This is a genomic window from Rhizobium sp. GN54, assembly GCF_021026345.1.
GTDB lineage: Bacteria > Pseudomonadota > Alphaproteobacteria > Rhizobiales > Rhizobiaceae > Mycoplana.
This window is the reverse complement of sequence record NZ_JAJNCZ010000001.1, coordinates 1,132,051-1,156,361: the sequence shown is the minus strand read 5'-3', so window position 1 is coordinate 1,156,361 and position 24,311 is coordinate 1,132,051. Positions and strand designations below refer to the sequence as shown.

Annotated in this window: 23 protein-coding genes and 1 tRNA gene; 16 read left to right on the top strand and 8 right to left on the bottom strand. The window is 65.2% G+C overall.

Annotation, left to right across the window (positions count from 1 at the left end; all coding sequences use genetic code 11):
• The first annotated feature begins 138 nt into the window (after positions 1 to 138).
• The 12 genes from LQK81_RS05600 (at position 139) to LQK81_RS05545 (ending at position 10,287) form a co-directional block, all read left to right on the top strand.
• Positions 139 to 1,287, top strand: a complete 1,149-nt coding sequence (locus LQK81_RS05600; protein WP_230804156.1) for an ABC transporter substrate-binding protein — start codon at positions 139 to 141, stop codon at positions 1,285 to 1,287.
• Between the two features lie 22 nt (positions 1,288 to 1,309).
• The gene (locus LQK81_RS05595) at positions 1,310 to 2,284 is read left to right on the top strand and encodes a YVTN family beta-propeller repeat protein (RefSeq protein ID WP_230804154.1); all 975 of its coding nucleotides are present in this window, start codon (positions 1,310 to 1,312) and stop codon (positions 2,282 to 2,284) included.
• A gap of 32 nt (positions 2,285 to 2,316) precedes the next feature.
• Positions 2,317 to 2,784 (top strand): hypothetical protein, encoded by a 468-nt coding sequence (locus LQK81_RS05590; RefSeq protein ID WP_230804152.1) that lies wholly within the window; start codon positions 2,317 to 2,319, stop codon positions 2,782 to 2,784.
• A 52-nt stretch (positions 2,785 to 2,836) separates the two neighbouring features.
• Positions 2,837 to 3,643, top strand: coding sequence for an ATP-binding cassette domain-containing protein (locus tag LQK81_RS05585; RefSeq protein ID WP_230804150.1), 807 nt, complete (start codon positions 2,837 to 2,839; stop codon positions 3,641 to 3,643).
• Entirely contained in the window at positions 3,640 to 4,506 is an 867-nt protein-coding gene (locus LQK81_RS05580) for an ABC transporter permease (RefSeq protein WP_230804147.1), read from the top strand. The genes LQK81_RS05585 and LQK81_RS05580 overlap by 4 nt, the downstream gene beginning before the upstream one ends.
• Positions 4,503 to 5,126: a hypothetical protein gene (locus LQK81_RS05575; RefSeq protein WP_230804145.1), complete on the top strand. Its 624-nt coding sequence runs from the start codon at positions 4,503 to 4,505 to the stop codon at positions 5,124 to 5,126. Before LQK81_RS05580 ends, LQK81_RS05575 begins: the two co-directional genes overlap by 4 nt.
• Positions 5,127 to 5,319: 193 nt before the next feature.
• The gene (locus tag LQK81_RS05570) at positions 5,320 to 6,360 is read left to right on the top strand and encodes a cysteine synthase A (RefSeq protein WP_230804143.1); all 1,041 of its coding nucleotides are present in this window, start codon (positions 5,320 to 5,322) and stop codon (positions 6,358 to 6,360) included.
• Positions 6,361 to 6,363: 3 nt separating this feature from the next.
• On the top strand, positions 6,364 to 7,107 hold the full coding sequence (locus LQK81_RS05565) for an alanyl-tRNA editing protein (RefSeq protein ID WP_230804142.1): 744 nt from the start codon (positions 6,364 to 6,366) through the stop codon (positions 7,105 to 7,107).
• Between the two features lie 12 nt (positions 7,108 to 7,119).
• Entirely contained in the window at positions 7,120 to 7,974 is an 855-nt protein-coding gene (sseA, locus tag LQK81_RS05560; RefSeq protein WP_230804141.1) for a 3-mercaptopyruvate sulfurtransferase, read from the top strand.
• Between the two features lie 4 nt (positions 7,975 to 7,978).
• A complete protein-coding gene (locus tag LQK81_RS05555) occupies positions 7,979 to 8,545 on the top strand; it encodes a GNAT family N-acetyltransferase (protein WP_230804140.1) in 567 nt (188 codons plus the stop codon).
• 149 nt (positions 8,546 to 8,694) lie between these two features.
• Positions 8,695 to 9,747, top strand: a complete 1,053-nt coding sequence (locus LQK81_RS05550; protein WP_230804139.1) for a phosphotransferase enzyme family protein — start codon at positions 8,695 to 8,697, stop codon at positions 9,745 to 9,747.
• Between the two features lie 75 nt (positions 9,748 to 9,822).
• Entirely contained in the window at positions 9,823 to 10,287 is a 465-nt protein-coding gene (locus LQK81_RS05545) for a DUF1203 domain-containing protein (RefSeq protein WP_230804138.1), read from the top strand.
• Between the two features lie 106 nt (positions 10,288 to 10,393).
• On the opposite strand, the gene ald is transcribed toward LQK81_RS05545, so the two are convergent.
• The gene (gene ald / locus LQK81_RS05540) at positions 10,394 to 11,512 is read right to left on the bottom strand and encodes an alanine dehydrogenase (RefSeq protein ID WP_230804137.1); all 1,119 of its coding nucleotides are present in this window, start codon (positions 11,510 to 11,512) and stop codon (positions 10,394 to 10,396) included.
• 179 nt (positions 11,513 to 11,691) lie between these two features.
• On the opposite strand from ald, the gene LQK81_RS05535 reads away from it, so the two are divergent.
• Positions 11,692 to 12,153 (top strand): Lrp/AsnC family transcriptional regulator, encoded by a 462-nt coding sequence (locus LQK81_RS05535; RefSeq protein WP_230804135.1) that lies wholly within the window; start codon positions 11,692 to 11,694, stop codon positions 12,151 to 12,153.
• Here the strand turns inward: LQK81_RS05535 and LQK81_RS05530 are convergent.
• The 3 genes from LQK81_RS05530 to ilvA all read right to left on the bottom strand — a co-directional run bounded on the left by LQK81_RS05530 (position 12,115) and on the right by ilvA (position 15,220).
• On the bottom strand, positions 12,115 to 13,404 hold the full coding sequence (locus tag LQK81_RS05530; protein WP_230804133.1) for a GGDEF domain-containing protein: 1,290 nt from the start codon (positions 13,402 to 13,404) through the stop codon (positions 12,115 to 12,117). The two genes, LQK81_RS05535 and LQK81_RS05530, sit on opposite strands and share 39 nt — an antisense overlap.
• A gap of 179 nt (positions 13,405 to 13,583) precedes the next feature.
• Positions 13,584 to 13,898, bottom strand: a complete 315-nt coding sequence (locus LQK81_RS05525) for an HlyU family transcriptional regulator (protein ID WP_230804131.1) — start codon at positions 13,896 to 13,898, stop codon at positions 13,584 to 13,586.
• Between the two features lie 77 nt (positions 13,899 to 13,975).
• Positions 13,976 to 15,220: a threonine ammonia-lyase gene (gene ilvA, locus LQK81_RS05520; RefSeq protein WP_230804121.1), complete on the bottom strand. Its 1,245-nt coding sequence runs from the start codon at positions 15,218 to 15,220 to the stop codon at positions 13,976 to 13,978.
• Positions 15,221 to 15,354: 134 nt separating this feature from the next.
• Between ilvA and LQK81_RS05515 the strand changes: the two genes are divergently transcribed.
• Positions 15,355 to 16,809 carry a TrkH family potassium uptake protein gene (locus tag LQK81_RS05515; protein ID WP_230804119.1) on the top strand — a complete coding sequence of 485 codons (1,455 nt, stop codon included), beginning with the start codon at positions 15,355 to 15,357 and terminating at the stop codon, positions 16,807 to 16,809.
• Between the two features lie 116 nt (positions 16,810 to 16,925).
• Positions 16,926 to 17,510 (top strand): hypothetical protein, encoded by a 585-nt coding sequence (locus LQK81_RS05510; protein ID WP_230804118.1) that lies wholly within the window; start codon positions 16,926 to 16,928, stop codon positions 17,508 to 17,510.
• Positions 17,511 to 17,552: 42 nt separating this feature from the next.
• Here LQK81_RS05510 and LQK81_RS05505 read toward each other — a convergent pair.
• Positions 17,553 to 17,637, bottom strand: a tRNA-Leu gene (locus tag LQK81_RS05505).
• 78 nt (positions 17,638 to 17,715) lie between these two features.
• Positions 17,716 to 21,216, bottom strand: coding sequence for a DNA polymerase III subunit alpha (gene dnaE / locus LQK81_RS05500; protein ID WP_230804116.1), 3,501 nt, complete (start codon positions 21,214 to 21,216; stop codon positions 17,716 to 17,718).
• Between the two features lie 406 nt (positions 21,217 to 21,622).
• Between dnaE and LQK81_RS05495 the strand changes: the two genes are divergently transcribed.
• Positions 21,623 to 22,204, top strand: coding sequence for an FG-GAP repeat protein (locus LQK81_RS05495; protein ID WP_230804114.1), 582 nt, complete (start codon positions 21,623 to 21,625; stop codon positions 22,202 to 22,204).
• Positions 22,205 to 22,261: 57 nt separating this feature from the next.
• On the opposite strand, the gene LQK81_RS05490 is transcribed toward LQK81_RS05495, so the two are convergent.
• Positions 22,262 to 22,948, bottom strand: coding sequence for an ABC transporter ATP-binding protein (locus LQK81_RS05490; protein ID WP_230804112.1), 687 nt, complete (start codon positions 22,946 to 22,948; stop codon positions 22,262 to 22,264).
• Positions 22,949 to 22,957: 9 nt separating this feature from the next.
• Positions 22,958 to 24,265 carry a lipoprotein-releasing ABC transporter permease subunit gene (locus tag LQK81_RS05485; protein WP_230804110.1) on the bottom strand — a complete coding sequence of 436 codons (1,308 nt, stop codon included), beginning with the start codon at positions 24,263 to 24,265 and terminating at the stop codon, positions 22,958 to 22,960.
• Positions 24,266 to 24,311: the final 46 nt, after the last annotated feature.

The window sequence follows — 24,311 nt, the reverse complement described above, 5'->3', positions numbered from 1 at the left end:
GGGCACCTTATCTGTACAGCGCAACCGTCTTCTCCGAAGACGAGCGAAGGACGTGGTATGGACATGAAGAGTACGGTGCCGAATACTCTCCTATTTTTTTTCGCCTGTTTTTTCCTGCTCGTCAATGCGCCTGAACCGATGGCGCAGCAGAAACCCGCCGCCAAGCCCGTGACGGAAATCCGGATCGGCTATCTCAGGGCCTACGAGCCGCAGCTGGCCCTTTCGGTGCTGGATATCCCCCCGGAGGATGAAGGCGTCGCCGGGGCGAACGTCGCCATCAACGACAACAACACAACCGGAAGCTTTCTCGGCCAGTCCTTCAGTCTGGACGTGGTCCAGACGAAGCTCGACGAGGATGTTGTTCCGGTATTCAGGGAGATGCTGGCGCGCGGCGAGAAATACGTGCTGACCGACATCTCGGCCAGCCAGTTGCTCTCCATCGCCGACCTCGCCAGGGAAAACGGCGTCCTTCTCTTCAACGTCGGCTCGACGGACGATGTCTTGCGCGAGCAGGAGTGCCGCTCCAACGTCTTCCACACGGCACCGACGCGCACGATGCTGGCCGACGGCCTCGCCCAGTATCTGGTCTGGAAGCAGTGGCGCACATGGGTGCTTCTCTACGGTTCGCACGAGCCGGACCAGCTCTATGCGGATGCGATCCGGCGGGCGGCAAAGCGCTTCGGCGCCAAGATCGTCGAAGAACGGCTCTACGAGGACACGGGCACGGCCCGCAGGACCGACAGCGGCGTCGTTCAGGTGCAGCGGCAGATGCCGGTCTTCACGCAGAACCTGCCGGCGCACGACGTCGTCATCGTCGCCGACGAGAGCGAGGTCTTCGGCAGCTATGTCCCCTACCGGACCTGGGATCCGCGGCCGGTCGCCGGGACCGCCGGCCTCATCGCGTCCTCCTGGCATCCGGCCAGCGAGCAATGGGGCGGCTCGCAGATCCAGGGCCGGTTCGAGAAGGCCACCGGACGCCGCATGCTCAGCAAGGACATGCAGGCCTGGACGGCCGTCCGCATCCTCGGCGACGCGGCGACGCGGACCAACAGCAATGACACCGCAAAGATCGAGGCCTTCATCAAGGACGAGAAATTCTCGCTGGCCGCCTTCAAGGGCCAGAAGGTGGGCTTCCGCCGGTGGAACTGGCAGCTTCGCCAGCCGATCTTCCTCGGCGACGGCCGCGGCGTGGTCTCCACCTCGCCGCAGGAGGGGTTTCTTCATCAATTTTCCGAACTCGATACTTTGGGAGTGGACCAGCCGGAAACGGCCTGCAAACTGAATTGATAAAAGGGAATGGGAGGAAAGAATGAACAGACTTGCTTACCTGCTCGCGGGAACGATCGCGACTGTCATCCAGACGGGGCCGGCCTGGGCCAACGCCGTCTACGTCTCCAACGAAAAGGACAACACCGTCACCGTCGTCGATTCCAATACGATGGAGGTGACGAAGACCATCAATGTGGGGCAGCGGCCGCGCGGCATCACCATTTCCCATGACGGGAAGCATCTCTATGTCTGCGCCAGCGACGACGACACGGTCGAAATCATCGACACGGCCACGCACGAGATCATCGGATCGCTGCCATCCGGCCCGGATCCGGAGCTGTTCGTGCTCTCGCCGGACGGCAAGACCCTCTACGTCGCCAACGAGGACGACAATCTCGTCACCGTCATCGACGTCGAAAAAAAGCGGGTGATCACCGAGATCCCGGTCGGCGTGGAGCCGGAGGGCATGGGCATCAGCCCCGACGGCAAGACCATGGTGAACACCTCCGAGACCACCAACATGGCGCATTTTATCGACACCTCGAGCCATGAGATCGTGGCCAACGTGCTCGTCGATTCGCGCCCGCGCTTCGCCGAGTTCACGCCGGACGGCTCGCAGGTCTGGATATCCGCCGAAATCGGCGGCACGGTTTCCGTCATCGACAATGCGTCGAGGGAAGTCGTCGAGAAGGTCACGTTCGAGATCCAGGGCCTGCGCTCGGAGGCCATCCAGCCGGTGGGCGTGCGGATCTCCGCCGACGGCAAGAAGGCCTATGTCGCGCTCGGCCCGGCCAACCGGGTGGCCGTCGTCAACACCGAAACCTACGAGGTCGAGAAATACATCCTCGTCGGGCAGCGTGTCTGGCAGCTGGCGTTCACGCCGGACGGCAAGCATCTGATCAGCACCAACGGCCTTTCGAACGATATCACCTTCATCGATACCGCGACCGACGAGCCCATCAAGTCCGTCACCGTCGGCGCGCTGCCCTGGGGCGTGACGGTCGCCCCGAACTGATCCGTATTTTCAATTTTCAACGGGAGGAAACCATGTCGAAATTCAAAGTCATTGCCTTTGCCGCACTCGTAGCCGGCGCCCTTTCCATGCAACACCCGGCCCTTGCGCAGTCCGACGATGACGACGATGACGACGACGCGCCCAAGGTTACGCGGGCCAGCCAGAACGTTCCGGAACTGATCCTCGGATCGAAGGACGACAACTTCGCCGTCAACCAGAAGGACTTCGAGCTCATCGCGGGACAGGGCTACCGGTGGAAGATCACCTCTGCGGCCGGCCTCGAATACAAGTTCCTGACCGATCTGTTCCGCAATGTCTGGATGAACCAGATCGTCATCAACGACCTCGAGATCCACATGAACGGCGCACCCGCCTGGCTGGAATTCGATGCGGAGGGAACGATCAACGTGCAGTTCACGACGGTGCGGCCGGGCGAATATACATGGTCGGTCCCCGATCTCGCGGACAAGGGCATGACCGGCAAGATCATCATCAAGTAAGGTCAGTTCCGGCAGGCTGCGGCCAGGCCGCAGCCTGCAAGAGGCACATTCGATGAAACTGCAATCGCGTTCACCAGAAACGCCCCGAACCGAGGAGAGAGCGGCAGCCGCCGCTCTCGAACTCGCCTCGGTCAGCTACAATTACGGACAGCGAAAGGCGCTCGACGACGTCTCGTTTGCCATTGAGCCGTCGCGGTTCACCGTGCTTCTGGGGCTCAACGGCGCCGGCAAGACGACGCTGTTCTCGCTCGTCAGCCATCTGTTTTCGCCGCGGACGGGCCGCATCCGCGTCTTCGGCCAGGATATCGACCGGAACTCGGGCCAGGCGCTCAGGCGTCTCGGCATCGTCTTCCAGGCCCGCACCCTCGATCTCGACCTCACCGTCCGGCAGAACCTCCTCTACCACGCTGCCCTGCACGGCATCGGAACGCGCGTGGCGCGGCAGCGGATCGACGAGTTGCTCCATTCGATCGACCTCAGCGACCGCATCGAGGAGAAGGTGCGCGGCCTTTCCGGCGGACAGGTCCGCCGCGTCGAGATCATCCGCGCCCTGCTGCACCGGCCGTCGCTGCTGCTTCTCGACGAAGCGACGGTGGGGCTCGACATCAAGTCCCGCGCGACCATCCTGAAGGACATCCGCGCGCTCGTGGAGCGGGACGGGATCAGCGTGCTCTGGGCGACCCACCTGATCGACGAGATCGGCCAGGCCGACCAGGTTCTTGTTCTCGACAAGGGAAAACTGGTTGCCGACGGCCCGGTGGCGACCATTCTGTCGAACACGGGAACGGAGACCATCAACCAGGCCTTCTCGAAATTAACCGGCATCACGGACATGAACGTCCGGGGAGGAAGGCCATGACCGACGCGACCGACGTCGCCGGCTTGCCGCGGGAGAAATGGACGGGCTTCACAACCAGCCAGTACATCGTCTGCCTGAAGGGCATTCTCGTGCGGGAATGGCTGCGGTATCTCTCGCAGAAGGAACGTTTCGTCTCCTCGCTGGTGCGCCCCCTCCTCTGGCTCTTCATCTTCGCGGCCGGCTTCCGGCAGGTGCTCGGCGTCTCTATCATTCCACCCTACGAGACCTATGTCCTCTACGAGGTCTACATCACGCCGGGACTGTGCGGGATGATCCTTCTCTTCAGCGGCATGCAGTCCTCGCTGTCGATGGTCTATGACCGCGAGATGGGCAACATGCGCATCCTGCTCGTCAGTCCCTTTCCGCGATGGTACCTGCTGGTGTCGAAGCTTTTGGCGGGCGTCGGCGTCTCCCTGCTGCAGGTCTACGCCTTCCTGGCGATCGCCTGGTTCTGGGACGTCAAGGCGCCGGTCGCGGGCTATGTGATGATCCTGCCGGCGCTCTTCCTCGCGGGATTGATGCTTGGAGCGCTCGGCATGCTGCTGTCGTCCCTCGTCAAGCAGCTGGAGAATTTCGCCGGGATCATGAATTTCGTGATCTTTCCGATGTATTTCGCGTCCTCGGCGCTCTACCCGCTCTGGCGGGTCCAGGAGTCGAGCCCCCTGCTCTACAAGATATGCCTCCTGAACCCGTTCACCTACGCGGTCGAACTCATCCGGTTCGCCTTCTATGCGCGCATCGAATGGACATCGCTTGTCGTCGTGATGGCTGTCACACTCGCCCTGCTGGGCGCAGCCATCCTGGCCTACAATCCTGCGCGCGGCCTGACCGTCCGCAAGCAGGACATGGGAGGAAGCCAATGAACCGGTTCATTTTTCTCGTTCCGCTGCTCGTCACCCTGTCGGCGCCGCCGGCGGTCCGTGCCGCTGCAAACACCGATCCGGACTGGCCGTGCATCCAGCGCAAGGTGCCCGAACTTTCGATCGCGCAGGTGTGGAACGGCGAGGCGATCCCCGAGAGCGCCAAGGACTGGGGAAAGGATGCCCGGCTGTCCGATCTCGCCGCCGAACTCACCAAGCGCAGCAATGCGATCGAAAATGCGCGCAAGCAGGTTTCCGACTTTGCCGCGACACTGCCTCAGGAGCAGGTGCACGAAAAGCTGGAGCAGCTGTTCATGGCGGTGTTCGACAGGATCAACATCGAGCGCGGCCAGATCATCTCCGGCATCGCCCGCTATGCCGGCAAGCAAAGGGACCTTGCGGCGGATATCAGGAGGAAGGCCGCGGAGATCGACAAGTTGCACGCCACGCCCGATACCGACCCGGCAGTGCTCGCCAGGCACGACCAGCAACTGGCATGGGAGACCCGCATCTTCGAAGAGCGCGTCCAGTCGCTGACTTTTGTCTGCGAGGTCCCAACGCTGATCGAGCAGCGGCTCTACAGCCTGTCGAAGATCATCAACGAGGCGATGCCGAAGGACTAGGTGCTGTCCGGGCCTCCCGAAAGGCGGCGGGCCACGGTCCTGCGTGTCCGGGGATGGCTCCGGGCCGACGGCCGCTCGGCCAAAATTTGCCTCCAAGGCCTCGAAACGGCGAACAGATTTTCTTGCAAACCATTGCTTGCGATCCGAAAAGTCGCTGCCTAATCTAGGACGTTAAAGTGCGAGGTCGCGGACAATGGCAATTCTTCCTTCGGTATTGGACGCAATCGGCAACACCCCGCTCATCAGGCTGAAGCGCGCCTCGGAGGCGACCGGGTGCACCATCCTGGGCAAGGCCGAGTTTCTCAACCCGGGCCAGTCGGTGAAGGACCGCGCGGCGCTCTCGATCATCCGGGCGGCGGAAAAGGCCGGCCAGTTGCGCCCGGGCGGCATCATCGTGGAAGGCACCGCCGGCAACACCGGCATCGGCCTTGCCCTTGTTGCGCAGGCGCTCGGCTACCGCACCGTCATCGTCATCCCGGAGACGCAGAGCCAGGAGAAGAAGGACGCGCTGCGGCTGCTCGGCGCGGAACTGGTCGAGGTTCCGGCCGTCCCCTACAAGAACCCGAACAACTACGTGAAGCTGTCCGGCCGGCTGGCCGAGCAACTGGCGGCGAGCGAGCCGAACGGGGCGATCTGGGCCAACCAGTTCGACAACGTCGCCAACCGCGACGCCCACGTCGAAACGACGGCACCGGAGATCTGGCGCGACACCGACGGCAAGGTAGACGGCTTCATCTGCGCCGTCGGCTCGGGCGGGACGCTTGCAGGTGTCGCCGCCGGCCTGCGCGCCAGGAACCCGGCGATCAAGATCGGCCTTGCCGACCCGGACGGCGCTGCCCTCTACAACTTCTATGCCCATGGCGAGCTCACTTCGTCGGGAAGCTCGATCACCGAGGGCATCGGCCAGGGCCGGATCACCGCCAACCTGGAAGGCTTCACGCCCGACTTCTCCTACCAGATCCCTGATTCCGAGGCGGTTCCGCTGGTCTTCGACCTGATCGAGCACGAGGGCATCTGCGTCGGCGGCTCGACCGGGATCAACATTGCCGGCGCCATCCGGCTGGCAAAGGATCTCGGCCCCGGCCATACGATCGTGACGATCCTGTGCGACTATGGTAACCGCTACCAGTCCAAACTGTTCAACCCGGACTTCCTCGATTCGAAGGGCCTGCCGGTACCGGCATGGCTGAAGGCGACATCGACGATCAAGGTCCCCTACCAGGCTGTTGCGTGATCGATGACGAAGCCCGTTGCCGCGCTCTTTCGTGACGATTTCTACCTTTCCACCGCCGAGGCCATCGTCACGGCGGTTCACGAGGACGGCGGCATCGAGTTCGACCAGACCTGCTTCTATGCCACCTCGGGCGGGCAGCCGGGCGATACCGGCTTTCTCGAGCGCGCCGACGGCAGCCGGATCGCGCTGGGCCCGACCGTGCACGGCCCGACGAAGGACATCATCCTGCACCGCCCGCTCGAGACCGGCCTGCTTCCCGCCGTGGGCGAGACGCTGGTGCTGCACGTGGACTGGCCGCGCCGCTACCGGCTGATGCGCATGCACACGGCCTGCCACCTGCTCTCCGTCGTCTGCCCCTTCCCGATCACCGGGGCGGCGGTCGGCGAAGAGGAGAGCCGCGTCGATTTCGACATGAGCGAGACGATCGACAAGGACGAGGTGACGGCGCGACTGATGCAGCTCGTGGACGAGAACCACCCCGTCTATGTCCAGTGGATCACCGACGAGGAGCTTGCCGCCAATCCGGGCATCGTGAAATCGAAGAACGTGCGCCCGCCGATCGGGCTCGGCCGGGTCAGCCTCGTCTGCATCGGCGAGAACTCGGCGGTCGACAGCCAGCCCTGCGGCGGCACGCATGTCTCCGAGACGCAGGAGGTCGGCGCCATCCACATTTCGAAGATCGAGAAAAAGGGCAAGGAGAACCGGCGCTTCCGCATCAAGTTCGGCGCGCCCGATCCTGCGCCTTGAGGAGAAGCCTTCGTGACCGCCGAAAAGAGCAAGTTCGTCGTCAGTGCCGACTGGGTCCACAAGCAGCTGGGCGCTCCGGAATTCCGGATCATCGACGCTTCGTGGTACCTGCCCGCGCAGAACCGCAACGGCGCTGCCGAATACGCCGCCGGGCATCTGCCCGGGGCGGTCTTCTACGATCAGGACGCGATCGCCGACCACTCGACCGGCCTGCCGCATTCGATCCCCTCGCCGGAGGATTTCGCCACCGCGCTGGAAAAGTTCGGCATCTCCGACACCGACACCATCGTGGTCTATGACGGCCCCGGCATCTTCACCGCGCCGCGCGTGTGGTGGCTGCTGCGGACCATGGGGGCGGAGAACGTGTTCGTGATGGATGGCGGCCTCGACGGCTGGAAGAAGGAGGGCCGGCCGCTGCAGACCGACCTGCCGGAGCCGAAGCCAGGCCGTTTCCGGCCGCGGTTCAAGGCGGACGCGGTCACCTCCTTCGACGAGATGTTTGCGATCGCCTCGACGGGCGGCCGCCAGATCGCCGATGCCCGCAGCCTCGGCCGCTTCGCCGGCGAGGAAGCCGAACCGCGCGCCGGCATGCGCTCGGGCCACATGCCCGGCGCCCGCAGCCTTCCCTCGGGCGTCTTCTCGGTCGATGGCCGGCTGAAGGACCTCGACGCCCTGAAAGCGACGTTCGAGGCGGCCGGGATCGACCTCGACCGGCCGGTCGTCACCACCTGCGGCTCGGGCCTGACCGCGGCGATCATCACGCTGGCGCTGCAATCGCTCGGCCATGAGAACAACACGCTCTATGACGGTTCGTGGTCCGAATGGGGCGCGCGCGAGGATACGCCGGTCGTCACGGGGCGGGGCTGAGCCGATGGCCGCCGCTGCCAGGCCGGCACCGCTGCCGGTCCACATCACCGAACTGCGCATGACGGCGCCGCCCAAGCAGAGCCTGCCGATGCCGGTCAACATCCAGACCGCGATCATGCGCGTGCCGGAGATCCCGACCGCCTATTACCGCTTCCTCTACACGCAGGTCGGCCGCCGCTGGCACTGGGTCGACCGGCTGCGGATGGACGACGCAGCGCTCTCGGCAATCCTGCACGACAAGCGCACCAACGTCACCGTGCTCTATGTCGACGGCGCGCCGGCGGGCTTCTTCGAACTGTTCCAGCACGATGCCGAGACGACCGAACTCGTGCATTTCGGCCTGTTCGAGCGGGCGCTCGGGCTCGGGCTCGGCAAGTGGTTCCTGCTGCAGACGCTCTATGCCGCCTGGGCCTCCGAGCCGAGGGCGCTGGAGATCACCACCAACAATCTCGACCATCCCCGCGCCCTGCAGCTCTACCAGATGTTCGGCTTCTCGCCGGTGCGCACCCGCGACGACGTCGTCGTGCCCCTGTCGGACGCCGAACTCCTCGAACTGGCGCGGCGCGGCTGACGGATCCCGCACCTCCTTCGGCCGGAGTTTCCGGAAAGGCGGGGATGCTTCGGCTTGCGACTGGAAACACGGTCCGGTTTGAGCCATATACGGGCGCCGCCATCGGGATGCGGCCAGACGGCAGCCACAACAGGATCGTTCCCCTTCGCATGAAGAGCGCCCATCCCAGCATCAGCGAACTGCTCTCAGGGCACGCCGTCGTCCTGCACAGGAAGTGGCGTTTCCACCTGCAGAAGCGGATCGTGAAGCTCGACGGGCAGACCTACGTTCTCTACCGCTTCCGCTTCCGGCGCGCCATGGTGCGGTTCGAGGAAGCGCTCGGCCGGCTCGAACGGGCGGGACTTTCCGTCCAGAGCATTTGCGCGCGGACATCGAGCCCCGGCGAACGGCTGCGCCACGGCAACTGGCTGGCGCTATCCTACCTGCCCGGCCGGCCGCTGGAGCGGCGACCGGACGCCGGGCGGCTGACCTCGCTGGGCAAGACGATGGCGCGCCTCAATGCGCTGACCGGCGAACCGCGCCACGCGCTGTTCCAGCACCGGCATCCGACCTTGCCGCACGAGGCCTATCTCGCCGCAGAAGGCCGGCTGACCGACGCCCAGCGGGACTGGATCCGGGCGAGCCTGGCGCGGCTCGAGACGCTTTCGGCCACGCAACTGACGCACGGCGACCTCTACGGCGACAACATCATCGTCGATGCCGACGGCTCCGTGGGCCTGATCGACTACGAACTCATGGCCTACGACCTTGCCGGCATCGAGCTGGCGGCGACACTGCTGAGGCCGTTCTGCCGAAACGACCGGACGCGCCGGGCGCTGCTGCGCGCCTATATGGCCTCCTGCCCCAGAAGGCTGCGGCGCCTCTGGCGGAAGAACAGCTGTGACTTCATATTTGCCGCCGCCGCAAGGCTGGCGCTGGCGCGACAGGACCGGGTCAGCCATATCGAACGCCAGGAGCGGCTCCTCTCCCTGCGCCGGCTGCTGCCCTTCGGCCCCGACAAGGCCGCCTATGACCGGGCACGGGAGAGCCACGACAAGATCGTGCGCGCCGCGCAGCGAAACGAGGCCTACTACCGGAACGTGGCTCGGGTCATGGTCGACATCTGCATCCGGCGCCCGGGCATCGGGCCGGTCTCGCTCCTGAGGATCTGCGACCAGCGCTACCGGAAAGCCCGCGGTGCGGCCGCCCGCCGCCCGCGCTGAAGCCGGGTGCCGGAATCGGGTGTCGCCGGAATGGGATCAGGAGCATCCTTGCTCCACGTCCACCGGAGAGCCACAATGCCCGTCCAGTTCCTTCCCCTTCCGACCGAGACCGCAACCGCCTACTGGAACGGCGGCCCGGATGCCTATGGCATGACGCCGGAACGGGCGGTCTCCGACGGCGACGGCGTGCCCTGCCGGCACTGCCTCAACAGCGTCAGGGCCGGAGAGGCCTATCTGATCCTCGCCCACCGCCCCTTCCCGGACCCGCAGCCCTATGCGGAGACCGGCCCGATCTTCCTGCACGCGGCACCCTGCCCTGCCTATGCCGGGCCCGGGCTGCCGCCGATGCTGGAAAGCCGGGACTATATCGTCCGCGGATATGACGACCGCGACCGCATCGTCTACGGCACCGGTGCCGTGACCCCGACCGGCGAGATCGCCGGCTATGCCGAGGCGCTGCTGGAACGGACCGACATCGCCTATGTGCATGTGCGCTCGGCGCGCAACAATTGTTACCAGTGCAAGATCGTACGCACCTGACGGCCGTGGCCCGTCGGGCCGGGCCAGCATGTCGTTCCATACGAACGGCCCCGGAGGCTATTCCTCCGGGGCCGGTTCTTTGGTCCGTATCGTTCCGGACGGCGTCTCAGGCGACGTTGAGGGCGACCTCCGGTGCGGCCATCTCGTAGCCCAGCGCCTCGGCGACAGCCCTGTTGGTGATGCGGCCGCGATGGACGTTGAGGCCGGCGCGCAGGTGGCGGTCCTCGGCGATCGCCTTCAACCCGCGATCGGCCAATTGCAGACCGTAGTGCAGGGTGGCGTTGTTCAGAGCCTGCGCGGAGGTGATCGGCACCGCGCCCGGCATGTTGGCGACGCAATAGTGGATGACGCCGTCGACCTCGTAGGTCGGCTCGGAATGGGTGGTGGCGTGCGAGGTCTCGAAGCAGCCGCCCTGGTCGATCGCCACGTCGACGATCACCGAGCCGCGCTTCATGCCCGACAGCATCTCGCGGCTGACGAGCTTGGGGGCGGCAGCGCCCGGAATCAGCACCGCGCCGATGACGAGATCGGCCGCGAAGACTTCCTCCTCCAGCGCGTCGATCGTCGAATAACGGGTATGGACGCGGCCGGTGAAAAGGTCGTCCAGCTGGCGCAGGCGCGGGATCGAGCGGTCGAGGATGGTGATGTCGGCGCCGAGCCCAGCGGCCATCCTGGCGGCATGCAGACCGACGACGCCACCGCCGATGACGGCGACCCTGGCGGGCTCCACGCCCGGCACGCCGCCGAGCAGGATGCCACGGCCGCCATTGGCCTTCTGCAGCGCGGTGGCGCCGGCCTGGATCGACAGGCGCCCGGCCACTTCCGACATCGGCGCCAGCAGCGGCAGGCCGCCGCGCTCGTCCGTCACCGTCTCGTAGGCGATCGCCGTCACGCCGGACTGCAGCAGGCCCTTGGTCTGCTCCGGATCGGGCGCGAGGTGCAGGTAGGTGTAGAGGATCTGGCCGTCGCGAAGCTGCGCCCATTCGGAGGGCTGCGGCTCTTTCACCTTCACGACCATGTCGGCCTTGTCGAAGATGTCGCGGGCGGTGGCGACGATCTTCGCGCCGGCCGCGCGGTAGGCGTCGTCGTCTGCGCCGATGCCGGCGCCGGCTTTCGTCTCGACGATCACCTCGTGGCCATGCGCCACATATTCGCGCACCGCACCTGGCGTCAGGCCCACACGATATTCATGGTTCTTGATTTCCTTCGGGCAACCGACACGCATGCTTGCGTTCCTCTCTCGCTGGCAGCCAAATCCCGAGGCTCACGGCCTCGCCCGCCACTCCCTGCGGGCGCACAATTGGAGCAGAAGTGCAACGCAATGTCCTTGCGAAGACGGTTGGATTTCTTGCGATTTTTCATTTATCCTTGCGCGCACACTGGCTTCATTCGAAGGAAACTGCGTTGAGCGCGCTCGATTCGATAGATACTGCCATGCTGCGCCTGCTTCAGCAGAACGGGCGCATCTCGAATGCGGAGCTCGCCGAGCGCGTCGGCCTGTCGCCGTCCGCCTGTTCGCGCCGGCTCGACATCCTGGAAAAGTCCGGCGTCATCAGCGGCTATCATGCGCATCTGTCGCAGCAGGCGCTCGACTACAAGATGATCGCCATCGTGCACATCTCCCTGTCCGGCCAGTTCGCCAAGACGCTGGCGGAATTCGAGGCGGCGGTGAAGCTTTGCCCGAACGTTCTCGTCTGCTACCTGATGTCGGGCGAGTACGACTACATCCTGCGGATCGCGGCGAAGGACCTGGCCGACTACGAACGCATCCACCGGGACTGGCTGTCCGCCCTGCCCCATGTGGTGAAGATCAATTCCAGCTTCGCCCTACGCGAAATCATCGACCGTCCGAACGTCGGCTTCTGACGCCTCCCTGCCGACGACCCTGTTGCGGCCGCCGCGCTTGGCGGCATAGAGGCGGCCGTCGGCGGCGGTGAGCAGCGAAATCAGCGTCGTGCCGTCGTGATCGCTGCTTGCGACGCCGATGCTGACAGTCACCGGGCGGCCGTCCGGGCGGACGATCTGCGCCTCGACGGCACGGCGGATCTGCTCGGCGCGCGCCACCGTGTCGCCATGCGAAAGCCCTTCGCACAGGACGACGAACTCCTCGCCGCCGAAGCGGTAGACCCGGTCACCGCTGCGCATGCTCTGCTGCAGCGTGGCCGCCGTCGTCTTCAGCACCTGATCGCCGGCCAGATGGCCGAAATCGTCGTTGATCGTCTTGAAGTGATCGGCATCGACAACCATCAGGCTCGTCGTCGAACCGGCCATGACCGATGACTGCAACAGGCGCTGCCCCTCATATTCCAGCCTGCTCCGGTCCCAGAGGCCGGTCAGCGCATCGCGCCCGGACCGGTCGAGGAGGTCCTCGTAGCGCTCGCGGAAGGTCAGGTCGTTGAAGATGTCGGCGATCGGGCGCGAGGAGACGGGAATGGCGGAGATGCGGGCGAGGCTGAGGTAGCCTGTCGTCAGCGTGGCGAAGACCAGCGTCGCCAGCATCTTGGCGATCCATCCGCCCCACAGCACCGTCGGCGGAGCGGCGTTCAGGATATGCAGGACGGTGAAGAATCCGAACTGGTCGAAGGTCAGGACGACGGCGCCGGAGAAAAACAGGCGCGGCCAGATCGGCATGCGCCTCGACCGGCCGAGCCGTTCGTAGATCAGGATGATGGCGAGCGCATCGATGTAGAGCAGCGTCGTGCCCCACAACATCAGCCAGCCCATCTCGTCGATGAAGGAGAGGTCGACCACCCGCCCCGGCACGACGCTGACGGTGTCATGGTGCTGCAGGATCAGGGCGAGCAGGACCGTCAGGAAATTTCCGGCGAGCAGGCCGTAGATCGGTGCGCGGACGATGCCCGCATCCTCCTTGATGTAGAGCAGCAGGATCATCATCAGCTTGCCCGAGAAGAGGATGGACGAGCCGGGCGAGAGCACGCCGAACGGAAGCTCCACGTAGAAGACCGCGGCGAGATAGGTCTCCAGGAAGTGCATCACGCCGAGGGCCGTGATGAACACACCGATGCCGATGCGATGACGCTGGTGGAGCAGTGTCACCATGAAGGCGAAATAGACGAGCGCCTCCACGAAGAACAGGATCAGGTTGTTGAATTCCATGCACGTACCTGCATCAATTCTTCGCCCCGCGCCGACGCTATCCGCGATACGGGCGGCAAAGATAGTCTTAAATCTTAGGGGTCCGGACCCTCGCCTGTCTTTCAGGCGCCGATTCTCACGCGCATGCAAGGGCGATTTGCGGAGCCCGGCGAGCGCTGCGGGAAAGGCTGTGGTCGCGATCAGACGTTGCGCGACGGCTCGCCATCCGAAAAGAGCGAGGGGCCGTGCTGGTCGACGATCTGCCGGGCCTTGCGGAAGGCGGCCGCCACCGTGTCGTCGCGGCTGGTGAAGACGTCGGCGCGCACGAACCTGCGCACCAAAACGACGTCGCCGCCGTGCTTTTCGATGCGTCCCGCCAGGCGGAACTGCGACCCCTCCGGCATCGGCGTCGCGACGATCACGAGTTCGTTATAGGTCTCGCGATCTTCCGGCGTCGGAGCCTGCGCTTCGGATTTGCCGGAAAGGCCGAACAGCTTGGAAAAGAATGATGCCATGGCCGAGTGGTAACACAGCATGAAGGGCTGTCAACCGCTTCCGGCCAGGCGGAGGTGTGGCAAATGTCCGGCGGCGGTCAGATGATCAGGTTCGCGAGGACCTCGTTTTCGGTGATGTCCTGATAGCGCAGCCCGGCACCGTCGAAGGCCTCCTTCAGGGCGACGAAATTCTGCGGCGACTTCGTCTCGATGCCGATCAGGATCGAGCCGAAGTTGCGGGCCGACTTCTTCAGATATTCGAACCGGGAGATGTCGTCTTCCGGGCCGAGCAGGTTGAGGAAGTCGCGGAGCGCGCCGGGCCGCTGCGCCATGCGCAGGATGAAGTATTTCTTCAGGCCACGGTGGCGCATGGCCCGCTCCTTGACGTCGGGCAGCCGCTCGAAGTCGAAATTGCCGCCCGAGACGACCGCCACCACGGTCCTGCCCTCAAGCCGCTCGCGGCCCAGCGCCTCGAGCGCGGTGACCGACAGCGCACCCGCAGGCTCGAGCACCACGCCTTCGACGTTCAGCATGTCGATGATGGTGACGCAGATCGCGTTCTCCGACAGCAGCATGGCCTGCCCGGCATCGAAGGTGCGCAGGGCTGAGAAATTCAGGTCGCCGATCCGGCCGACGGCGGCGCCGTCGACGAAATTGTCCACCTGATCGAGGGTGACCACCTCGCCCGCCTCCAGGCTGCGGCGCAGGCTCGGCGCACCTTCCGGCTCGCAGAATACGAAGCCTTCCGGCGGCACGCTGTCGGAGAGATAGCCGGTCACCCCGGCCGCAAGGCCGCCGCCGCCGACCGGCAGGACGACGAGATCGGGCCTGATGTCGCCGAGCTGTGCGGCGATCTCGGCCGCCACCGTCGCCTGCCCCTCGATGACATCAGGATCGTCGAAGGGCGGCACCATGACGGCGCCGGTGTCGCGCGCATGCTCCTGCGCGGCCCGGTAGCACTGGTCGAAGATGTCGCCGATGAGGCGGATCTCGACGAACTCGCCGCCGAAGATGCGGGTCTTGTCGATCTTCTGCTGCGGCGTCGTCACCGGCATGAACACCGTCCCCTTCACGCCGAAGTGGCGGCAGACGAAGGCAAAACCCTGGGCATGGTTGCCGGCCGATGCGCAGACGAAACTGTCCTGCCCGCCCTTCCCGGCGATGACCTTGCGGAAGAAGTTGAAGGCGCCTCGGATCTTGTAGGACCGGACCGGCGTAAGATCCTCGCGCTTCAGGTAGACCTGCGCGCCGTAGCGGGCGCTCAGGTGTTCGTTCAACTGTAGCGGCGTTTCGGGAAAAAGCGTGCGCAGAGCTTCGGTTGCGCGCTCCACATCCTGTTTCATGACCTGCGGCATCCTTGAGTTTGATCCTGCCAAAGGCTATTGCATATCGTAGCCGCGGAGGCCACCCGTCCTCTTCCGGGCGGAGCGTGGCGGCGACGCCGCCCCTGACGCCGCCTCATGCGAACGAGACGATTTTGAACGCCACGATCTACCGCTCCGCCATCAACATCGCCGCCACCTGTGGTCTCTATCTGTCGCTGTCGATGCTGCTGCCGATGGTGACCGACCTCTACTACGGCCACCAGGACTGGAAGATCTTCGCGATCTCGGCCTTCATGATGGGCGGGCTGTCGCTTGCGACGGCGGCGGCGACGCGCGCCGGCCCGCCGCCCTTCAACAAGAAGATGGGCTTCCTCGTCGTCAACCTGCTCTGGCTGGTCTTCTGCCTGATCGGCGCCATCCCGTTCTGGATGTCGTCCCTGAAGCTGGATTTCGCCGAGGCCGTCTTCGAATCGGTGTCCGCCGTCACCACCACCGGCTCCACCATCATCGTCGGGCTGGATCATGCGCCGCCGGGCATCCTGATGTGGCGGTCGCTGCTGCACTGGCTCGGCGGCATCGGCATCCTTGCGCTCGGGCTGTTCATCATGCCCTATCTGCGCGTCGGCGGGCTGTCCTTCTTCAAGCTGGAATCCTCCGACAGCGGCGACAAGCCGTTTGCCCGCATGGCGGTCTATTCCCGCGCCTTCATCCTGATCTACGTCCTCCTCACCGTCATCTGCGCCATCGCCTACAATGCGCTCGGCATGAACCGCTTCGATGCGATCAACCATGCGATGTCGACAGTGGCGACCGGTGGGCTTTCGACCCACGACGCCTCTTTCGGCTACTACGACAGCCTGCCCTTGCTGTGGGCAGCGTCGTTCTTCATGACGCTCAGCAGCCTGCCGTTCTCGATCCTGATCCTGTTTATCGTGCGCGGGCGGCTGGACACGCTGAAGGACCCGCAGATCATCGTCTTCCTCGGCTATGTCGTCTTCTTCGCGGTCGCCGCCAGCCTCTACCAGCGGCTGGAAAACGGCGTGGCCTTCCACGAGGCGCTGGCGCATTCCTTCTTCACCGTCACTTCGATCCTGTCGACCACGGGCTTTGCCAGCGACGATTATACGAGCTGGGGCCATTTCATCGTCATACTCGCCTTCATCGCGACCTTCATGGGCGGCTGCTCCGGCTCGACCGCCGGCGGCATCAAGGCCTACCGCATCATCATCCTGTTCAATTTCGTCCGCTCCGGCCTCTACCGGCTCATCTATCCGAACGGCATCCATGCCGTACGCTACGGTCCCATCACGGTGGACGCGGACGTGCAGCGCAACGTCTTTTTGTTCTTCATCTCCTACATGATGATCTGCTTTGCCGGCGGCCTGTTTCTCGGGCTGATGGGCTATGACGCGCTGACCGCGATCTCGGCCTCGGCGACCGCCCTTTCCAACGTCGGCCCCGGCGTCACGCCGTCGATCGGCCCGGCCGGCACCTTCGCCGGCATGAGCGATCCGGCCCTCTATCTCCTGTCCTTCCTGATGCTGCTCGGCCGTCTCGAGGTCCTGACCGTGCTCGTCATCCTGACCCCGCTGTTCTGGAAGAGCTGAGGCAGTTCCAGGCTCGGTTTCGGCCCGGTTTCAGGCCTGTGCCTTGCCGGCGCTTGACTGCCCGCCGGCATCTGCGCATCCTTCCGCCACGATCCGAGGGAGGAAGAATGCCCGCAATGTCCCCTTTGCCCGCATCGACGCTTGCCGCCGTCTTCAGCTTCCTCTCCCTGCCGGCAGCGGCCGGCCCGCTGGTCGATGCCGCCACCAAGGCGGAGCAGATGGCGACGTCCGGCAATCCCGTCGGCGCGCATGAGGCGATGCGCGAGGCCTACGGCGCCTTCTCGTCGGGCCTGCCGTTTTCGATCGGCAAGGCCACCTTCGTCACCGAGCCGCCGGAAGGCTACGGCATGTACACGCCGCGCCCGAACGCCGTCTACAAGACCGGCGAGCCGCTGATCTCCTATGTCGAGCCGGTCGGGCTATCCTGGCGGCCGGTCGACGGCGGCAAGGTGGAGGCGCAGTTCACCGTCGACCTGGAACTCCTGAACGCCAAGGGCGAGACGCTGGCGGAGAAGAAGGCCTTCGGCTCCTTCACCTATCGCGGCTTCATGCGCAACCAGGAGATCTTTGCAAAGCTCACGCTCACCCTCAGCGCTGAAGGCCCGCCACAGGGCGACTATGTCGTCCGCTACCGCTTCCGCGACGCCATCAGCGGCGCAGTGGCGCTGTCGGACCAGAAGTTCTCGATTTCTCCGCAGTGAGCGGAGGGGGCGATCGCGGCGTGCGCCGGCATGGCAGGTAGGTGGTGCGGACGACGGGGGTCGAACCCGTACGGATCACTCCGAGGGATTTTAAGTCCCTTGCGTCTACCAGTTTCGCCACGTCCGCCTGTGATCGTCGGTAGCCGACAGGGCCGGTGCGATCAAGGGGCTGCCGCGGTTTTGCGCAGATTGCCGGTGGGTGCGCTCACACCATCTCGACGTCGATGACGCCGGGGGCGGAGCGCAGGGCGGCGGCGATCTCGGGCGAGATGCGGTAGCGCTCGCCGAGTTCGACCTCGATCTCGCGCTCGCCGTTGTCCTTGATGACGATGAAGGAGACGAGGCCGTCGCCCCTGGCGTTCAGGTGGGCGGCGATGGAGCGCAAGGGGCCCGAGTCGCGGACGAAGACGCGCAGCGCCTTCTGTTGCTGCAGCGCTTCCTCTTCCAGGGACCGCAGCGTCTGGATCCTCAGCCCGATGCCTTCCGGGCGCTCTTCCGCCTGCACCGTCATCACCAGCGACTTTCCCGGCTCCAGCAGGTCGCGGTACTGGTGCAGCATCTCGGAGAACAGCACCGCCTCGAACTGGCCGGAGGCATCGGAGAAGGCGACGATGCCCATCTTGTTGCCGGTGCGGGTCTTGCGCTCCTGCTTGGAGGTGACCGTGCCGGCCAGGCGGCCGGCGGTCGCCCCCTGCTTTACGGCGACGGCGAAATCGGCGAAATTCTGCACGCGCATCTTGGCGAGCATGGCGTTGTAGGTGTCGAGCGGGTGGGCGGAGAGATAGAAGCCGAGCACCTGGAACTCGCGGTGCAGCTTCTCGGACGCCAGCCAGGGCGCATAGGACGGGAACGAGATCACCTCCGGCCCGGTCGCGGCCCCCGCCCCGAACATGTCGCTCTGGCCGCTGGTCTTGTTCTCCTGCGCGCGCTGGGCATAGCCGATGAGCCGGTCGAGGCCGGCGATCAGGGCTGCGCGGTCGTGGCCGAAGCCATCGAAGGCACCGGCGCAGATCAGGCTTTCGAAGGTGCGGCGGTTGACGAGCTTCGGGTCGATCCTGAGGCAGAAATCCTCCAGGCTCTCGAACGGCCGGTCGCCGCGCACCTCGACGATATGGTGGACCGCGGCCTCGCCGACGCCCTTGATGGCGGCGAGCGCATAATAGATCTTCTTCTCGCCGGTCTCGAAATGGGCATAGGAGGTCTGGATCGACGGCGGAACGACGGTGATACCGAGCCGACCGGCGTCCTGGCGGAAATCGTTCAGCTTGTCGGAGTTGGCCATGTCGTAGGTCATCGACGCGGCGAGGAACTCGACCGGATAATGCGCCTTCAGATAGGCCGTCTGGTAGGAGACGATGGCGTAGGCGGCCGCGTGGCTCTTGTTGAAGCCGTAGTTGGCGAACTTGGCGAGCAGTTCGAAGATGTTCTTCGCCTGCGGCTTGGAGACCCCGTTTTTGACGGCGCCATCGACAAAGCGCTCGCTCTGCTGGTCCATCTCGGCCTTGATCTTCTTGCCCATGGCGCGGCGCAGAAGGTCGGCTTCCCCGAGCGAATATCCGGACAGAACCTGGGCGATCTGCATCACCTGTTCCTGGTAGACGATGACGCCCTGCGTTTCCTTCAGCAGGTAGTCGATGGAGGGATGGACCGATTCGATCTCCTCCTCCCCGTGCTTGCGGGCGTTGTAGGTCGGAATGTTCTCCATCGGGCCCGGCCGGTAGAGGGCGACGAGCGCGATGATGTCCTCGATGCAGTCGGGGCGCATGCCGATCAGCGCCTTGCGCATGCCGGCACTTTCCACCTGGAACACACCCACCGTCTCGCCGCGCGAGAGCATCTCGTAAGTGAGCCGGTCGTCGAGCGGCAGGCTCTCCAGCGCAACCTCGATGTCACGCTTGCGGATGAAGTCGACCGCGGTCTTCAGCACCGTCAGCGTCTTCAGGCCGAGGAAGTCGAACTTCACCAGCCCCGCCTGCTCGACCCATTTCATGTTGAACTGGGTCACCGGCATGTCGGAGCGCGGATCGCGGTACATCGGCACCAGTTGTGACAACGGCCTGTCGCCGATCACGATGCCGGCGGCATGGGTCGAAGCGTGGCGGTAGAGGCCCTCGATCTTCTGGGCGATATCGAGCAGGCGGCCGACGACCGGCTCCTTTTCCGCCTCTTCCAGAAGCTTCGGCTCCTCCTCGATCGCCTTGGAGAGCGGCGTCGGGTTGGCCGGGTTGTTCGGCACCAGCTTGCAGATCTTGTCGACCTGGCCGTAGGGCATCTCGAGTACGCGGCCAACGTCGCGCAGTGCCGCGCGCGCCTGCAGCGAACCGAAGGTGATGATCTGCGCCACCTGTTCGCGGCCGTACTTGCGCTGGACGTAGCGGATCACCTCCTCGCGACGGTCCTGGCAGAAATCGATGTCGAAGTCCGGCATCGAGACGCGCTCGGGATTGAGGAAGCGCTCGAACAGCAGCGAGAAGCGGAGCGGATCGACGTCGGTGATCGTCAGCGCATAGGCGACGAGCGAGCCCGCCCCCGAACCGCGCCCCGGCCCGACCGGGATGTTCTGCTGCTTGGCCCACTTGATGAAGTCGGCGACGATCAGGAAGTAGCCCGGAAACTTCATCCGCTCGATGACGCCCAGCTCGAAATCCAGCCGTTCGCGGTAGTCCTGTTCGCTGTAGCCCGGCGACAGGCCGAGCGCGGCCATGCGCCCTTCGAGCCCTTCGACGGCCTGGCGGCGCAATTCCGCCGCCTCGGCGCGCTCGGCCTCCTCCGCGTCGTCGGTGGCGCCGGTGAAGCGCGGCAGGATCGGCGCGCGCGTCTTCAGGACGAAGGAGCATCGCCGCGCGATCTCGACGGTGTTCTCCAGCGCTTCCGGCAGATCGGCGAAAAGAGCGGCCATGGCCGAACGGCTCTTCAGGTAGTGGTCGGGCGAAAGCCGGAAACGGTTGTCGTCCGACACCATCGCATTGTGGGCGACCGCCATCAGGGCGTCATGCGCCTCGTATTCCTCCGGCGTCGGAAAGAACGGCTCGTTCGTCGCCACCAGCGGCAGATCGTGCCGGTAGGCCAACTCGATCATCCGCCGCTCGTGCTTGCGGTCATAGTCCGCGTGCCGCTGCAGTTCGACATAGAGCCGGTCGCCGAACAGGCGCTTCAGTTCCAGAAGCCGTGCCTCGGCGGCGGCCGGCTGGCCCGCGGAAAGCGCCATGTCGACCGGGCCGGACGAGGCGCCGGTCAGCGCGATCAGGCCGTCCGTCCCCTCCTCCAGCCACGAGCGCATGAGGTGCACCGAATGGCCGCTGCCCTCGCCGCCGAGATAGGCGCGGCTGACGAGATCCATCAGGCGGGCATAGCCGGCGTCGGTCGCGACCAGGATGACGATCGACGGCAGCTTGGCCAGCGCCTGCGACGGACCGCGACGCTCGCCCTCGCCCTCGTCTTCCATGTCGATCGACAACTGGCAGCCGATCAGCGGCTGGATGCCGTCGCCCACGGCCTTCTGGGAGAATTCGAGCGCGGCAAACAGGTTGTTGGTGTCGGTGATCGCAATCGCCGGCTGGCTGTCGGAGACCGCCTTGCCGAGGATCTTCTTGATCGGCAGCGCGCCTTCCAGCAGCGAATAGGCCGAGTGGACACGCAGATGGACGAACTGGACGCCGCCCCCCGCCGAATGTCCGCCCGTGTCTCCCGCAACCGCCTGCGCCATCTTTGCCACTCCATTTCAGAGGCGCAAGGATAAGCGGATTCGGGCCGCGGAAGTCCAGTCAAACATTTCCGCCGCTCCCCTTATCCCCGCAATGGGTTCCCGCAGCCTGATGCGAGATCGTTGCGGATGCGGAGCGATGTGGCCGGCGGTCGCGGAGGTTACAGGCCGAGAGCGAGGACGGACAGGCTCGCAACGAACATGGCAATGGAGGTAAAGGCGGCGAGTTCACGCATGAAATCGGTCATTTGACGTCTCCAATCTGTTTATGTTTTTAGTTTGTTCTATTTTTGTTCTTGCGTCAACCCCCGATTTTTGCAATAGCCGTTCCGGCACACGGCGGGCGGGAACGCTGGACTGTCCCCAAGGCATTTCCTATTCTCCGGGCGCACCGAACAGGGAAACGCGCATGACGAGGACCGCACTACCGCTCGCCCTTGCCGCCCTGCTGCCGGCGGCGGCTGCGGCGAGCGACTTCCCCGCCGACCGGATCACGGCGGCGGCGGTCGGAGACTGGAACCGGGACGGGGTGCAGGACCTCGCCGTGATCGCTAGGCCGCCGGAGGGCAGCGACGACGACAGCGGCGTCTACATTTATCTCGCCGACGACGGCGCATCGCGGTTGACGCTGAAGGTCTCGGTGCCGAACAAGATCTGGGGCAGCGCCACCGTCTACGGACAGGAGGCGGGCGTGGCCGCCCTTGCGAACAGCTCGATCGAGCTCACCTCGCAGAACAGCGCGATCGGGCGCGACCGCTGGGAGCAGCGCGTCACAATTGCCTATCGGGAGTCCCGGTTCGTCGTCGCCGGCTACACCTACTCCGCCTACGACACGCTCGATCCGAACCACACCGAAAGCTGCGACCTGAATGTGCTCACCGGCAAGGGAACCGCGAACGGCAAGCCGGTCGCGACCAAGGGCGCGCAGGTCGCATTCGAGGATTGGCGCGACAAGATCGGGCGGAAGGCCTGCGGGCTGGCGCAAGAATAGCCGAATTCGGGCGCGGCGGACCGAACCGGCCGGACCGCGAAGAGCCGCGACCGCGGCTCACTGCATATCGCGCACCTTGCCGTCCTCGATGGTCACGCGGCGGTCCATCAGCGAGGCGATCTCGTGGTTGTGGGTGGCGATCAGTGCGGCCAGCCCCGACTGGCGCACCAGCGCCTGCAGCGCCTCGAACACGTAACCGGCCGTCTCGGGATCGAGATTGCCGGTCGGCTCGTCGGCCAGAAGCAGCATCGGCGCATTGGCGACGGCACGGGCGATCGCCACGCGCTGCTGCTCGCCGCCGGAGAGCTCCGAGGGACGGTGGTCGCCGCGATGGCCGATCCGCATGTAGTCGAGCAGTTGCCTCGCCCGTTCGCCGGCCTCCGGCTTGGAAAGGCCGGCGATCAGCTGCGGCATCATGATGTTCTCCAGCGCCGAGAACTCCGGCAGGAGATGATGGAACTGGTAGACGAAGCCGATCTCGTTGCGGCGGATCGCCGTGCGCTCCTCGTCGCCCAGCCCGGCGCAGGCATGGCCGTTGACGACGACGTCGCCGGCATCGGGCCGCTCCAGCAGGCCGGCGACGTGCAAGAGCGTCGACTTGCCGGTGCCCGAAGGCGCCACGAGTGCTACGATCTCGCCGCTGCGCAGGGTGAAGTCCGCGCCCTTGAGAATCGACAGCACCGTCTCGCCCTGGCCATAGTGGCGATCGACGCCGGTCAACTTGAGTGCCACGCGCGCGTTCATCGGTCGGTCCTATTCATACCGCAGGGCCTGCACGGGATCGAGCTTGGAGGCGCGCCATGCGGGGAAGATCGTGGCCAGGAAGGACAGCGCCAGCGCCATGACGACGATCGAGACCGTCTCGCCGAAATTCATGTCCGCAGGAAGCTGGCTGAGGAAATAGAGTTCCGGATCGAACAGGGTCTGGCCGGAAAGCCAGGAGAAGAACTGGCGGATCGATTCGACGTTGAGGCAGACGACGACGCCGAGCAGGACGCCGGCGATCGTCCCGACCGTGCCGATCGCGGCCCCGGTCATGAAGAAGATGCGCATGATCGAGCCGGAGCTGGCGCCCATGGTGCGCAGGATGGCGATGTCGCTGCCCTTGTCCTTCACCAGCATGATCAGCCCGGAGATGATGTTCAGCGCGGCGACGAGCACGATCAGCGTCAGGATCATGAACATCACGTTCCGCTCGACCTCGAGCGCGGAGAAGAAGGTGCGGTTCCGCTGGCGCCAGTCGGTGATGTAGATCTGCCGCTCGGCGGTGGCCTCCAGCGGCTGTCGGAGCGCGTCGACGGCATCGGGATTGTCGACGAAGAGTTCGATCGACTGCACCAGGCCCTCGGCGTTGAAATAGAGCTGGGCCTCCTCCAGCGGCATGTAGATGATCGTGGCGTCGTATTCCGACATGCCGATCTCGAAGACCGCGGACACGGTGTAGCTCTTGACGCGCGGATTGACGCCGAGCGGGGTCACGTCGCCCTCGGGCGCCACCAGCGTGATCTGGTCGCCGGCGGAAATGCCGAGTTGCTCGGCCATGCGCGCGCCGATCGCGAGGCCGTCGCCGGCGGCAAAACCGACCATGTCGCCGGCCTTGATGTGGTCGGAAACGGTCTTGAGCCGGGTGAAGTCATCGGCGCGGATGCCGCGGACGAGCGCCCCGGTTCCGGCGCCGCCAGCGCCAGAGGCCAGCGTCTGGCCCTCCACCAGCGGGATCGCCAGCTTGACGCCCGGCACCTTCGAGAAGCGCTCGGCCAGGTCCGCATAGTTGTCGAACGGTCCGTCGATCGGCTGGACGATCATGTGACCGTTGATGCCGAGAATGCGCGAGATCAGTTCGGTGCGAAACCCGTTCATCACCGCCATGACGATGATCAGCGTGGCGACGCCGAGCATGATGCCGATGAAGGAGAAGCCGGCAATGACCGAGATGAACGCTTCCTTGCGCCGCGAGCGGAGGTAGCGCCATGCGACCATGCGTTCGAAGCCGGAAAACGGGCGGCTTGCGGGCGCCGCTTTCGCCTCGACCACGGTGCCCTCGCCCGTCGCTTCCGCCATGATACCTCCGGTCCTGTCGCCGCCAAAGCCCGCGCCCGGCGGACGC